The 14,701-nt window shown below is 43.2% G+C and carries 9 protein-coding genes; 2 read left to right on the top strand and 7 right to left on the bottom strand.

The genetic code is table 11. From position 1 onward, the window contains the following. Positions 1–4: 4 nt before the first annotated feature. The 7 genes from NZ848_RS14675 to NZ848_RS14645 all read right to left on the bottom strand — a co-directional run bounded on the left by NZ848_RS14675 (position 5) and on the right by NZ848_RS14645 (position 10,520). Positions 5–2,395, bottom strand: coding sequence for a glycoside hydrolase family 95 protein (locus NZ848_RS14675; RefSeq protein WP_259016118.1), 2,391 nt, complete (start codon positions 2,393–2,395; stop codon positions 5–7). Between the two features lie 18 nt (positions 2,396–2,413). Then, entirely contained in the window at positions 2,414–3,619 is a 1,206-nt protein-coding gene (locus NZ848_RS14670) for a DUF6786 family protein (RefSeq protein ID WP_259016117.1), read from the bottom strand. Positions 3,620–3,624: 5 nt separating this feature from the next. Then, the gene (locus NZ848_RS14665) at positions 3,625–4,785 is read right to left on the bottom strand and encodes an alpha/beta hydrolase family protein (protein ID WP_259016116.1); all 1,161 of its coding nucleotides are present in this window, start codon (positions 4,783–4,785) and stop codon (positions 3,625–3,627) included. Positions 4,786–4,795: 10 nt separating this feature from the next. Beyond that, positions 4,796–5,155: a cupin domain-containing protein gene (locus NZ848_RS14660; protein WP_259016115.1), complete on the bottom strand. Its 360-nt coding sequence runs from the start codon at positions 5,153–5,155 to the stop codon at positions 4,796–4,798. A gap of 282 nt (positions 5,156–5,437) precedes the next feature. Beyond that, the gene (locus NZ848_RS14655; RefSeq protein WP_259016114.1) at positions 5,438–5,914 is read right to left on the bottom strand and encodes a hypothetical protein; all 477 of its coding nucleotides are present in this window, start codon (positions 5,912–5,914) and stop codon (positions 5,438–5,440) included. 28 nt (positions 5,915–5,942) lie between these two features. Continuing rightward, on the bottom strand, positions 5,943–7,331 hold the full coding sequence (locus NZ848_RS14650; RefSeq protein WP_259016113.1) for a SusD/RagB family nutrient-binding outer membrane lipoprotein: 1,389 nt from the start codon (positions 7,329–7,331) through the stop codon (positions 5,943–5,945). An 84-nt stretch (positions 7,332–7,415) separates the two neighbouring features. After that, a complete protein-coding gene (locus NZ848_RS14645; protein WP_259016112.1) occupies positions 7,416–10,520 on the bottom strand; it encodes a SusC/RagA family TonB-linked outer membrane protein in 3,105 nt (1,034 codons plus the stop codon). Between the two features lie 606 nt (positions 10,521–11,126). Between NZ848_RS14645 and NZ848_RS14640 the strand changes: the two genes are divergently transcribed. Beyond that, entirely contained in the window at positions 11,127–13,967 is a 2,841-nt protein-coding gene (locus tag NZ848_RS14640) for a PAS domain-containing hybrid sensor histidine kinase/response regulator (RefSeq protein ID WP_259016111.1), read from the top strand. Next, complete coding sequence (locus tag NZ848_RS14635; protein WP_101725250.1) at positions 13,964–14,653, top strand: LytR/AlgR family response regulator transcription factor; 690 nt, start codon at positions 13,964–13,966, stop codon at positions 14,651–14,653. Before NZ848_RS14640 ends, NZ848_RS14635 begins: the two co-directional genes overlap by 4 nt. Positions 14,654–14,701 lie beyond the last annotated feature (48 nt).

The following is a 14,701-nucleotide window of genomic DNA, read 5'->3' as shown; positions in this document are numbered from 1 at the left end:
AATATTACAACACCACATTCAGTTTTTGTCCTGCTTTCAGGTTGATTTTTTTAGATTTGCTACCACTTACCAGAGTGGTTTGCCCGCCTTTTTTAGAATAAACCGTGATAGACTTCACTGTTTTATTTGCCCAGGTCATGGTTATTTCAAAACCACCTCTGGCGCATAGACCCTTAACAGAACCATTGCTCCAATCGTCTGGCAGGGCAGGTAGCAAGCGAATCAGGTTTTCATCAGACTGCACCAGCATTTCTGCTACGGCCGCTGCCCCGCCAAAGTTGCCATCAATCTGGAATGGCGGGTGGGCGTCAAACAGGTTAGGGTAAGTACCGCCACCACGTGCATATTTGGTCTTTACACCGTCGGGTTCTACGTAATGCAATAACTCACGGTACATTTTGTAGGCGTGGTTTCCGTCCCATAGCCTTGCCCAAAGGTTTATTCTCCAGCCTTTTGACCAACCCGTTGTTTCATCGCCTTTTATTTCCAGTGTTTTACGACAGGCATCAGCCAGAGAAGGTGTTTTTTCAGGTGTGATATGATTACCCGGGAACAAGCCAAAAAGATGCGACTGATGGCGGTGTTTAGGGTCTTCGTCTTCCCAGTCATAATACCACTCCTGCAAATTACCTTTTTTGCCTATCTGATATGGGTATAGTTTGGCCAGTGCCTGTTCCAGCCTGGTTCTGAACTCGACATCGGTGTTCAATATTTTTGATGCCTTGATGGTTTGCTCAAAGCACTCGCGAATCATAGCCAGGTCGGCTGTGGCTCCATAAAGGGTAGCGCCATGATATCCAGTTGATGTAATATATTTGTTTTCGGGCGATGTAGACGGTGAGGTAACCAGATTCCCGTTTTTATCCGGCACCAGCCATTCCAGACAAAACTGCGCTGCGCCACGCATAATGCCGTAGGCCTCGTTTTTCAGGAAACTGATGTCTTTCGTAAAAATGTAGTGTTCCCAAAGGTGGGTACTCAGCCAGGTACCACCCATGGTCCAGTTAGCCCATACGGGGTCGCCATTACCAAAATCACCTACCGGATTACTCATAGCCCAGATATCGGAGTTGTGGGCTACTGTCCAGCCATTCACGCCATAAAAAGTTCTGGCCGTAATTTTTCCGGTTTCTGAAGCGTTTCTGATAAACCCGAGTAAGGGCTTGTGCATTTCTGAAAGGTTGGTGTTTTCTGCCAGCCAGTAGTTTTCTTCGGCATTGATATTGGTCGTGTAGTTACTGCTCCAGGGTGGTCTCATATAGGGATTCCAGATACCTTGCAGGTTGGCAGGAACACCATTGGTACGCGAGCTGCTGATAAGCAGGTATCGGCCATATTGAAAATACAGTACTTCCAGCACTTTATCTTCTTTACCTTCGGCGTAACGTCTGAGCCTTTCGTCAGTTGGTAAAACCGGAGCCTGACTAGCGCCGATGTTCAGGCTTACTCTATTAAAAAATGTTTGGTAATCTTTAATATGCGCCTGCTTTAGCTGTAAAAAGGGTTTGGCAGATGCTTTGTTCAGATTAGCTGCCGCAATGGCCTTATTATCAAGACCCTCTGTTGCAGGGTTTTTGTCGAACCCATTAAAGCTGGTGGCTATTGATACAAATATCAAGGCCTCTGTTCCATTCTTAATGCCGATAGTGCTGTCGGTGGCCATTACACTGCCACCTATATTTTTGATTTTAGCAAGGGTTGTAAATCTGGTGCCTTTAGATTCATCAAATACAACTGCATTCGGCGAATTGACATAGTTAGGCAAAGCCTTTACCGGGGCGTAGCCATTAACTGATAACAGATTACCATTGGCCGTAACTTTGTTTTTAAGCAGGCTGTTAAACTTTACATCAAAACTCAATGCCCCGGCCTTGCTGCTGGTCAGCCTAATAACCATAATCTGGTCGGGGTGCGACACAAAGTATTCACGGGTGTATTTCACCCCATCAATTTCGTAAGTGGTTTTTGAAACCGCCTCGCCTATATTCAGTTCGCGATAGTAGTTCTGCGCTTTATCTTCATTGGCAAAGTTGATATACAGCGTGCCCAGCGGCGCAAATGACTCAGAGTATTTTCCCTGAATTTTGCGATACAACTGGTCGGCTAATTTATAGTCTTCTTTTTGAAGAGCCTCTCTTATAGCCGGAATATGCTTGTAAGCCTCCGGATTCATGTTAGGATTTACAGGCTCACCAGACCACAATGTGGCATCGTTCAGATAGATTTTGTCTGATTGAACGCCACCGAAAACAGTAGCGCCTAATTTGCCATTACCCAGCACCAGGCTTTCTTCAAAGTATTGCGCCGGCTTTTTATACCAGAGCGTTTTATCTGGTTGTGCGTGACTGGCAAGCGAGATAGTAAAAAGCAGAAGTAATAATTTGGTTTTTTTCATGAGTGGATAATTATAGATTCAAAGTTTTGGTACTTCAGATAAATGTATGCCTAACAGCTTCTTGCTGATAGCATCCAGGGCGTTCTCGGCCCCTTCAAAATGAAAAGTACGTTGTACATGGGTTAATGTTTCATTGCGTTTAAGCGCAATGGCAGGCGACGAGGTCTCTAATTCATAAAATTGCCCCATCTGACTCCCCGTATCATTTTTACCGTCATTATAGGCATTAATGGCATCGCCGTTGTATGGGTTTTTCTGAATCTCCCACATCGAGTTCACGTAGTCGGTTTCCCCTTTGTAATCAAACTGCACAATAGTCAGTATTTTGTTTTCGGCATCGTAGCTTCCGGCAACCGGTTTTAATGCCTGCGGAGGTATACCTATTTTACCACGGGCCTGCGCGTCAGCCTTGAAGAACAGGATGTCTTCATTTTTTACCAGTCTTCCGGCATGAATTTTACCAAAGTAGCTATCGTTAATCAATTCTGCTTTGCCTGATTGGTAAGGGATAATGATGGTGTTTTGTGGTGAGGCTTTCATCATACCCAGAAGCCAGATAGAAAGTACCCCTTTCGATTTATCCCAGTCTTCAGCTCCGGTATTAGTCAGGGCATTGGTGGTTTGATACCCCACCCAGGCAATGTCTTTAAGCGCAACGCCTAATAATTTCTCGGCATCAGATTGGTTCAGTAATCTGATTTCACGATTCAGCTTTACCCTGAATTGCGTGCCTGAGTAGTTTTCTAACGTCATATCCTTTGTGAAAACTGCTCTGTTGGCTTGTTTCTCAACCAAATCATAAGAAACCGTGTCTATTTCTGCCGGGGTTTGCCAGTTTTCAAAGTCAAATGTGCTGCCTTTCTTAAAGAAAACGGAATATTGCCCGCCTTCAGGGCCAAACCAGAAGCGTTCTTCTCCGCCAAAGGCATTCATGTGCGGTGTGTATTTGCCCGACGCAATAGCTTCGTGGTTGATCCAACCATAGCTGAAACCGCCGTTTCCTTGGGCAGTGCTGGTCATTACTCTTGCCTGATAATCGCCTACAATGGCAACTTTCATGCTGTCTTGCTCAAGTAATACTACTTCTTTGTGTTTCTTTAAAAATTCGTAGTCGAATCCAAATGTGTCTTCCTGTTTCATAGTGGTTTGTGTATGGTTTCCCTCATGTGCCGTGTTACAAGCCATGCAGTAAAAAGCCAGTGTAGAAATAATGGCCTTTTTCATAGGGTTTAGTTTAATAGTTTCATTACGGCTTCGTCTCCTTTCAGCGCATCAGCAGGTAGTGGATGGCTGGCATCAAACACCTGCAATTGGGCTGGTGAAAGCACAGCATTGATGCTTTCATCTATTTTTCCGTTAACTTTTACCTTGTTGATATCCAGTTTCAGATGTCTGGCCAGAAATTCATAAGCGGCCAATCTTTTAGAAATGCCGTAATCATGCTTTTCATCGGGCAGATGCACGTTCTCCAGTTTGTCTTCAGCCCCATAAAAAGAATAAATGCGCTTAATGTAGGGGTATTCTAATTTTGGGGTGTTTTTGGTCCAGTCGCCACCGTCTGATACCAACAGCATAGGTCTTGGCGCAGCCAGTGCAGCTATTTCAACATTGGTTGTTTCATGCGTGGGGCGTTTATGAATGGGCATGCCGCTTTCGCAGATACAGCCACCAAAAAAATACGCAGATACCATCACTACCGGAACAGATACCTTAATGCGGTTATCAATGGCTGCCAGTAAAAAAGTCTGAGTGCCACCGCCAGACTCACCCGTCATGCCGATGCGTTCTTTATCAATGTTTGGCTGGCTCAATAAAAAATTGAGGGCGGCGGTGCTGTTTGCCAATTGCAGTTTTACGGCCTTTGGTATTTTGTGGTCGCACTGTTTCATATCGCCCATGCCTATCATGTCATAAGCAAAAATCACTGCCCCCATACGCGCCAATGTGGCGCAACGCTGCTGGGTATATTCTTTCAGGCGTGGGTCTTGCCCATGGCCATGCGGACAAAGGATGCCTGCCATTTTTTTGCTTGTCTGTATTGGCCGGTACAGGTTGCCGGTAACATAGATACCGTTAAGGCTCTGGAAAGATACGTTTTCTACACTGTAGCCGTTAAACTCTTTTTTGCTGTGTATAGTAATATTAGATGCATTTGGAACCTTGAGCAGATTGAACTCTGAACCCTCAAGAATGCCTTGCCTGATAAGCGCAGCGCGTTTTTCCCAGCTTTTTTTGTCGCTGTAGTTTTGGGCAAGGTCTTGGTGTACTTTTGCTGCCTGTTCTTCAGTATAAAAACGGCCTTGCCTGAGGTCGGGCTTTTCGGGGTTGTACTGGGCTAAAGCCACATTACCTGCCAGAATAAAACTTAAAACAAGAAATGACGATTTCATGATTTAGCGATTAAGTATGAATAAAATCTTCACGCATTGGGTTAAATACATCAACTAGTATACCGTCTTCCAGACAAATGGCGCCATGCAAAACCTCTGATGGAACGAAGTAGACATCGCCTTCTTTCAGGATTTTACTTTCGCCATTAATGGTTATTTCAAAAACGCCACCGGCAATGTAGCTCATTTGCAGGTGTGGGTGCTTGTGCATTGCGCCAACGCCTCCTTTTTCAAAAGCTACCTTTACGAGCATAAGGTCTTTTGAATAAGACATGATTTTGCGTCTGATTTTGGCATCAACAATTTCCCAGGGTAGGTCGTTGTCTTCTACCAGCGTTTTTTCAAAGGCTGCATTCACGAGAGAGGTCACGGTTTGAGTTTAACAGATAAACGTAAATATATCATACTTTTATGCGAAGGTAAAAGTACCTATTATTTTTAAAGAAAATATTTCCAGTCAGGCGATATTTTTATGCAAACGTTATCGGGAACGTTGCCAAAATTGTACTTAGGTGTTAGTGGAATTGTAAATATCTAAGATTTGTCGTCGAAATCAGCACATGGGTAAGGTTATCTTGATTAAACGAAAATCCCACTGGTTTTTAAGCCAATGGGATTTTATCGCTAATTATGAATTACAACCAACTGTGGTTTAATTGGTAGTCAGAGTAGCCGATTTCTGTGCAGAAAGCAGACCGTTATCGGTTACTATTTCGGCAAAGAAAACCCTTGACGTTTTTGCAGTAGTCTGCGCTGTAATAGGTACAGCCAGCACATAGCTACGAAGTGTGGCGTCATACTTTTGCGAACCGGCAGGAATAGTAGTAAGCAAAGTTTGTGTACCTGTTGCCGTGGCAGCCCAATATACCCTGAACTCCTTAACCGGAACCTGCGTGGTGTACTCAATATTGAAATTTGTATTGGCACCCGGTGTGGTTGTCTGGTTGGCAACTACCGACGTATTGGCAGTTGTTGTGCGGGTAGTACCCAGCCACACAACAGAAATCTGCGCTACTTTACCCTTGCTGGTGGTTATGTCACCTAATAAGTCTGGCTCTTCATAACAACCGGTCATAAAAACTGCAGTGGCTGCCAGCATCGTGAAAACTAATACTTTTATGTTTTTCATATCTCTTTCAATTTTTAATTTAGATACCTTACTTGTTGAATAACCACATTTTTACACCCGGTTGTTTCAGATTAGCCTCTGCGTTTTTTGCATTTCTTGTCAGCTCTGATGAAGGGTACTTCATGCGTTGAATGCGTTGTCCGTTCAGATCCGGATTAAGGTTCAGAGGCATCGGGAAATCAAGATAATTGTATTTTCTGACGTCTGTCCAGATATCACCAATCAAAAACATCGCCTTATATTTCTCACGTATAATGTGTGTTAAAGTCAGGTTGGCAGCGCCTACATTTACCACAGAGGCGCTCAGGTAAGTATCTATATTGGTGCTGCTTACGCCCAGTTTCTGCATATTGGCGCGGGCAATGGCCAGGTAAGCATTATAGGCATCGGTTGTTGTGCCGGATGAGCTAATGCTGCCTCCATTAGCCAAAAACCTTGCTTCGGCTTCAATGGCTTTTACTTCGGCGTAAGTCATCATCACAATTGGCGAATTGATATTAGAATGCCAGGCAGTAATGTTAAAGTCAACGGTTGAGCCGGCACCTGAACCCGGTGCCACACCAGCGTAAGTAGTTTGTCCGTTTTTGCGGGTAACAACTATGGGCAGGCGGGGGTCTACAATGCCCTGAACCGCGCCATTCATCAGGTTTACAAAAGTGCTGCCGTAAGTAACAGATAAGTTACCGGTGCTGTTGGCCAGTGCCACACGGCTATACCAGGGGCTCAGGTTTTTTGAGTTGTATTGCAACTGAAAATCATCGGCATTGCTGGTCATGGCGTTCTGCAAGGCAGCCAGTGCGGTCTGTGAGGCAGTTTGCGGATTAATAGCCGACTGATGCATGGCGTAGCGGGCTTTTAATGAATAAGCCAGGCGGCTCCATTTACCCATATCTCCTTTATAAATCATGTCATCATTGCCCGGTTTGGTACCCGCATCTTTAACCAGCTCTGCAATGGCTTCATCAAGTAATTTTTGGATAGTGGCATATACACTCTGCTGGGTATCGTAGGCCGGGCTGAAATTTTTCTGGTCTGCCTGTGTGTATGGTATGTTTTCCCAGTTGCTGGTAGCTAAACCCAGATTATAGGCTAACAAAGTTTTAGCTATACCCACATAGGCAGGGCTGTTTTGCTCCTGACCTTTTTTGATTATCAGATTCAGCTGTGGAATAACATACAAATAAAGGTTTGACCACCCTGAGGCATTTTCTGCCTCGTAGTAGGCATCGGTACCATTAGTACCCAGGTTGCTGCCCAGTTGTTGTGCATATTGCGCGGCCACGTAAGCCTGTTGGTAACTGGCCTCGCTGGTGTATAATTGTGCGGTAGACAGGAGCTCCTGTACGGTTGCATCTGATTTCAGGGTTGGGTCGACATTCACATCGAGGAAGCTCTGACAACCCGAGAGGATAGTCATAAACCCAGCCGCTAAAAGGGAATATATATAATGTGCTTTTTTCATTGCAATAATGGTAATAATGTTTTTCAAATCTGTACAATGTTAGAAATTAGCCGACACACCAAACATAAAGCTTTTGGTTGCCGGGTTGTTTCGACCCACAAAGCCAATAATATTGGTACCCGAACCAAAAGAAAGCGCTTCCGGGTCATATCCGCGGAAAGGCGTGTTCAGGAACAGGTTGGTACCTGTAAAGCTGAATCTGACACCGTTTTTAAATACGGTTTTGCCAATCAGGCTTTGCGGCAGTGCGTAGTTTAGGCTAACTGTACGAAGGCGAATCCACGACGCATCCTGAATATTCAGTTTCGACCAGGCATTAAATCGCGTAGAAGTTGATGGATTGTACAGTAAGTCATCTAAATATACCTCTTTTGTGTTAGGGGTGTAGGTAGATTTACCATCAGAACCTTTTTGCTCAACCACACCGTTGAAAACCACTTTTTCGTAGCGTCTTTCGGTAAGTTTGATTGACCCACTGCGCAGGGCGTTTCTTTCGCCCAGATCTATGGCATCGCCACCGTGGCGCCATTCCAATAATGCAGACAGACTTAAACCTTTATAATTAAAGGTATTGGTCAAACCACCAATCCAGTCGGGCAATGCATTTCCATATTGGGTCAGGGTGGTGCTTGTTACCGGAAAACCCGTAGATGCATTTATCAGCAACTGGCCGTCTGGCGCTCTCTGATAATCGTACCCCCACAAATCGCCAATTTTACTGCCTTCTCTTATTCTTAAACTTCCAACTACGTTGTCATAATAAGCTATTTCTTTTAATTCAGCTGGCATTTCAATTACTTTACCCGACATCTTCGACCAGTTCAGTGAGGCATCCCATGAAAAATCCTTGCTCTGGATAATTTTTGCAGTAGCCAGCAACTCTACACCTTTGTTGCGTATCAGACCAATGTTGGTATAATAGAATGAATAACCCGACACGTTAGACACAGGGGCGCGCACTATCTGGTCGCGGCTATCCATAGTAAAGTAGGTGGCGTCGAGCATGAACCGGTTTTTGAAGAAGCGTAGTTCGGTACCAACTTCTATTGAGGTGGTACGCTCCGGTTTCAGGTTAGGGTCGGCAGTAGTAGTTCTTCTGAAGTAACCCGGCACGGTGTTACCAAACGGAAAATTATCGGTTATTTCATAATAACTGCCAGATACGTAAGGGTCGGTACCTTTACCTACCTGTGCCCACGAGGCACGTAACTTACCATAAGACAAAACATTATTGGCCGGCAGATGCTCGGTAAATATATACCCAAGGTTAAACGACGGATAGAAGAAAGAGTTATTGGCCTGAGGCAGCGTTGAAACAATGTCGTTTCTGCCTGTAATATTCAAATATAAAAGGTCCTTATAACTCAGTTTGGCATCGCCAAAGAAACTGGCTATTCTGTAATGCGCAGGCGAGTAAAACCGTGTTTGCTGGTTACGGTAGCTGCTCATATCGTTAGTAAATGGCGTCTTCCATCCTTCACCGCGAATGTAGTAGCTGTCCGGGCGTTCGCTGTTTACTAAAGAGTTGCCAAGCATCAATGAACCGCTCCAGTTATTTCCGAAATCTTTTTTAGCTGTTACGTAAAAGTTTGAGTTGAGCTCGCGGTAGTTCAGAAACTCGTTCACAAGAAAACCTTTTACCTGGATACCGACGTCAAAAGTACTATCAACCTGGCGGCTGCGGGTTTCGTGGTAGGTATCGTAGGTTAGCTGATATTTTGCAGACAACCAATCGGTAATGTTGTAGTTTAAGGTTACGTCAGCAATGTAGCGGTTCACCTTATCTACACGCGGGCTTCTTTCAACCAGGTATCGAGGGTTGTCGGTAAAGCCCGGCAGAATATTTTTTTGCGTTCCGTCTGTATTCAGGTAATCGTTTACATCATAAGTGTTAGGCCAGTAAGCCAAAGCACTAAAGATTGATTTATCGCCGGCAGGTGGGCGTTTACCACCAGAATTAATATAATTGAAAGAGGCCGAAACAGAAAAATCTTTGGTGATATTATATAAACCGGCCACTTTAGCAGAAGTACGGCCGAAATCAGTATTCGGTACTATACCAGACTGGTAACTACGGCCCAGCGATACATAAACATTGCCTTTCTCTCCACCTTTGGTAAGGGTAATATTATTATTGTTGGTCATACCCGTTCTGTAAAAACCGCGGAAGTTGTCGTAAATCCTGTCGGTAGTGTTTTGAGGGTCAAAAACAGGCCCGAACGACTGGTATGGGGTTCTACCTGTAGTAGTAAGCGGAATAAACTCGCCTAAACGACCTTGCAAGAACGAAGTTTGAATAGAGGGTGATTTGCCCAGCACATCGGCACTTACAGAAGACGAAACCGAGATGTTCAGCTTACCGGATTTGCCTCTTTTGGTTGTAATAATGATAGCCCCGTTTGAAGCCCGCAAACCATAAAGCGCCGTAGCTGCAGGGCCTTTTAGTACAGATATACTTTCAACGTCGTCAGGGTTAATGTCGGCAGCCCGGTTAGTGTTGGCAAATTGTTCGCCTGCACCCGGTGAGTTACTACCTGCACTGGGTAATGGGTTACCTGTGCTGGTTGAGTTAGAGATAATGATACCATCAACAACAAAGAGTGGCTGGTTGTCGGCATTTCCACTCAGGGATGTAACACCTCTGAGAATAATATTGATACCCGCACCTGGCGCGCCTCCTGAACCGGTTATAACGGCTCCGGCAATTTTACCCTGTAATGCACCCACAAGGTTCTGATTCCCTGAGTTCTTTATTTCTTCAGCTTTAAGCGATTGTATTGAATAACCAATGGCGCGTTTCTCTTGTGTTTGCCCCAGAGCAGTTACTACCACTTCGCCAAGTGTAGAACTACCGGCACTTAAAACCACATTAATAGTAGATTGGTTAATGACCAGTACGGTCTGGGTTTCCATACCCACAAAGCTGAAAACCAGTTCGGTGCCGCTTCTGGCAGCAATAGAATACATACCGTTTCCATCGGTGGTAGTACCAATACTGGTTCCTTTTACAGTTACGTTTACACCCGGAATCGGGGCTCCGTCATCGGCAGAAGTTACTTTCCCTTTTATGGTATTCTGTGCAGATACTTTTAAAGAAAGCAAAAGGCAGAGTAAAAAACTCCAAGCAAGTAGCTTTTTTTTCATGATAATATAAATATATTTGGTTTTTGTATTGTAAATGTATGAAATAACTACAGAATATTGAAGTTATAAAAGTAGGTGTCTGATGGATATTTAGGTCATATTTGGTTTGTAACTGGTTATTTATAAGTAGGTTTCGAAAAATATTTTTACAAAAAAGGTGCTTTTAAACTTTTTGAGAAAGGTCAGAAGTTTTTTAAAAGCTGTGTATTTAAACATTAAAATTAGCGTCTGTTGTGGTTCCTGATTGGAAAGTTAAAAGATTTTTAATTTTTTTTTGATGCCATAAAGACAAATATTTTTTTTAATTTACAAATGGGCATGTTTATTGTGGTTTTCAAGCCAAATTACAAGCCTGTGTCGTTCCTGAAACAATGAAATGTAGTTGATGGGATGTTGTATCTGAGTGTTGCTATTGAAAATGAATTGAAATGCTTTTGAGTAAGTTGAACAAAATTCAAACTGATGTTTTCTGTATTGCTCTAGATATTATTTCCAGAAACTGCTATCCATTAAAATATTTAGCCTAGGCTATTGTATTGTATGCCCTGAATGGCTTACAATGCGTATTTATTATTACAGTTTATCAGATTATATCAGGCAGCAATTATGGAGGAATTAGAACTTCTCAAACAACAGCTTGAGCAGGAGAGAAAAGCCAGGTTAGAAACCGAAGCTTTGCTACAGGAAAAAAAACAGCAACTAGTTGAGCTGAATGAAAAGCTTTACAGTTTTAATGCTGATTTTGAAAGACAAAGGCTTGAAGGCAATGAAGCAGTTCAGAAAATTGAGAACAGGTATCAGATACTCATTGAGTCGTTAAAAGATATTGTTTATAAAATTACACCCGAAGGCTTTTTTACGTTTGTAAACCCGGTAGTTAGAGAGGCATTGGGTTATGAACCCGAAGAGATAATAGGAAAACACTTTACTGAGCTGGTAATACCCGAATACAGAGAGCAACTGGTAGGTTTTTACCTGAACATGATGAAAGAAAAGAAGGAAAGCACCTATGTGGAGTTTCCTGCTTTTACCAAAGATAACCAGGTGGTGTGGATAGGCCAGAGTGTTCATTTACTTAAAGAAAATAACCGGATTGTTGAGTTATCGGCGGTGGCCAGGAATATTACTGAAAGAAAAAACAGCAGTGATGAACTCCGGACTACCCAACGACGCCTGACTGCCCTGATTGCTAATCTTCAGAAAGGCGTTCTGGTAGAAGACGAAAACAGAAAAATAATATTGGTGAATCAGCAATTTTGTGATTTTTTTAAAATCTCTGATGCCCCGGAGCAGCTGATTGGTGCCAATTACCTGGATTTGCTTGAACACGTTAAATTGTGTTTTGATGAAACTGACCAGTTTCTTTCAAACATGGCCTGCCTGCTTGGCAAAAAAGAAACGGTGGTTGAAGAAAAACTCACAACCGCCGACGGAAGAATACTGGAACGTGATTACATACCTATTTTTCTAGACGGCGCGTATCGCGGGAGTCTTTGGGAATATGCCGATATTACTCAGAGATTCCTGACAGCCGAAAACATCAGAAAAAGCGAGGAGAAGTACAGGAAAATAATGGATAACATGACTTTGGGCCTGTTGGAAGTTGATAACGACCAAAGGATTATCCGTGCCTATGGCAGTTTCTGTAAAATGGTGGGCTATACCGAAGAAGAACTGGTAGGAAAAATAGCTGCCGATTTACTGATAGGTAAAGGCTATGAAGACGTGCTTATCCATGAACAGGCTAAGAGGAAACACGGAATAGGCAGCTCTTATGAAATGAAAATGTTAAAAAAAGATGGGAGCGACCTTTGGGCCATTATCAGTGGCTCGCCTGTTATGGATGAAAACGGTAATCTGGTGGGTTCAATAGGTGTGCATTATGATATTACCAGTCGGAAATTGCTTGAACAGGAGCTCGCCAAGGCAAAACAGGTAGCCGAAGAAGCAAGGCAGGCAGAAAAGCAGTTTCTGGCAAATATGAGCCACGAGATAAGAACACCGCTGAACGCCATTATTGGCATGACACACCTTTTGTTTGACACCCGGCCGAGCCAGCAGCAGAAGGAGTTTCTGGAAGCGCTGAAAACCACGGCAGACTTTTTATACGGTTTGATTTCGAACCTGCTGGATATGGCAAAAATTGAAGACGGCAAAATTGAGGTCAAGAAAAAACCGTTTGATCTTGTAGGTTTGTTGCGTGCCACCCAGCAGGTGTTTAAAATAAAACTGGGTAACCGGCCCATCAATCTTGATTTAATGATTGATGCCCGCATAACCGGAAATTACATAGGAGACGACCTGCTCCTTAACCAGATATTACTGAACCTGATTGGTAATGCAGAGAAGTTTACACTTGAGGGTTCAATAGATGTTTCGGTAAAGGTAAAAAAAGAAGATGGAGAAAGGGTATGGCTTGAATTTAAGGTTTCTGACACCGGCATTGGTATTCCGGAAGAAAAGCTAGACCTTGTTTTTCAGAAATTTGAGCAGATTACACTGCACGGAAACAAGCATAAAGGCACTGGTCTTGGGCTTACCATTACCAAGCAATTGGTAGAGTTGCAGGGGGGTAATATATCAGTTAAAAGTCATGAAGGTGCCGGGTCTGTGTTTACATTTGTGCTGCCTTACCGGAAAGTTGCCGAGGTAAGCGTTGCGAAAAGAACCCCATTGCCTACTGCATTAAAGGCCGGAAAAGTACTGATTGCTGAAGATAATGCCATGAATCAGAAGTATATCAGTAACCTGCTCGATAAATGGAGTATTTCATATATTATTGCCGCAGACGGCAAAAAAGCTGTTGAGCTGGCAAGCCAGGAGAAGTTTGATATCATCTTAATGGATATTCAGATGCCGAATATGGATGGCTATGAGGCCGCCATAAATATCAGAAATACCACTAATTTAAACAGAAAAACCCCTATATTGGCCCTCACTGCCTCAGCAATGATTGACCAGAAGAACAGAGCTCTGGCAGTTGGTATGAATGGTTTTATATCTAAACCTTTTACGCCCAACCATTTGCTGGGTACTATACAGGAGTATCTCAATGGCCATGAAGATGAAAACACTGGCCAGCAGAATGCCACCGATGGCATTGAGCTGAACCGGGCCTGTTTAAATGAGCTATACGGAGACGATAAAGATTATGCCGCTGATATGTTCCGCACTTTTCTGAGCGAAGTAGTGCCAGACTTTAATTCTCTAGCCGGGTTAATTCAAACCAACGAGAGAGAAAGCCTGGCCAAAGTAGTGCATAAACTAAAACCAACTTTAGGTATGGTTGGCCTTACAGAACTGGAAAAAAGAATGTTTGATTTTGAAGACAGAATAAGGCAACCATCTGAAACGCAGGAACTGCTGGAAACATGGAAAAATATATTTGAAGATATTAATCAAAGCCTTCCTATTATAAGGAATGAACTAGCCAAATTACAAGCATGAAATTGAAATGTATCATCGTTGAAGATGAAGTAATGGCGCGTAAATCATTGCAGCGGCTTTGTGAGCAACATGAGTCGCTTGAACTGGCTGCAGTTTTTGAAAATGCCGAAGATGCCCTGGTTTACCTCTCATCTGAAAAGACGGATCTTATTTGGCTTGATGTAGAGATGCCGGGTCTTTCTGGGTTCGATTTATTGGAGAACCTCACATCAATACCTCAGATAATCATGACAACCACCAAAACTGAATATGCTTTTGATGCCTATCAGTATCAGGTAACCGATTATCTTAAGAAACCAATTATGCTGCCGCGCTTCAGAATGGCGGTAGATAAGGCACTGGAACTACATTCTAAAAAAACAACGGTTTCGCCCCAAAGACAGGAAATTTACGTAAAAACAGATGGAAGATACGTAAGGCTTCCGTATGCGGATATATTGTATATCGAAAATATCGGCGATTACGTGAAGATTTTCACGCAGGATAATTCCTACATTATCCATACCACCATGAAGTATCTGGAAGAAAAGCTGGGAGAGCAGTTTTTACGCGTTCATCGCTCTTATATAGTTCACCTCGATAAAATCGTAGACATTGAAGAAAACAACCTGGTAATAGCCAAAAAGGTTATTCCTATCAGCCGGGCCAATAAGCCTGAGCTCATGAACAGGTTAAATATGCTTTAGGCAATTTATCTGTATGGTTTTTGATTGACTTTTGTTGCTAAAAAAGAA

Origin of the sequence: Emticicia fluvialis (assembly GCF_024793945.1) — a bacterium.
In the GTDB taxonomy this organism is placed as follows: domain Bacteria; phylum Bacteroidota; class Bacteroidia; order Cytophagales; family Spirosomataceae; genus Emticicia; species Emticicia fluvialis.
This window is presented reverse-complemented; position numbering and strand designations above follow the sequence as displayed.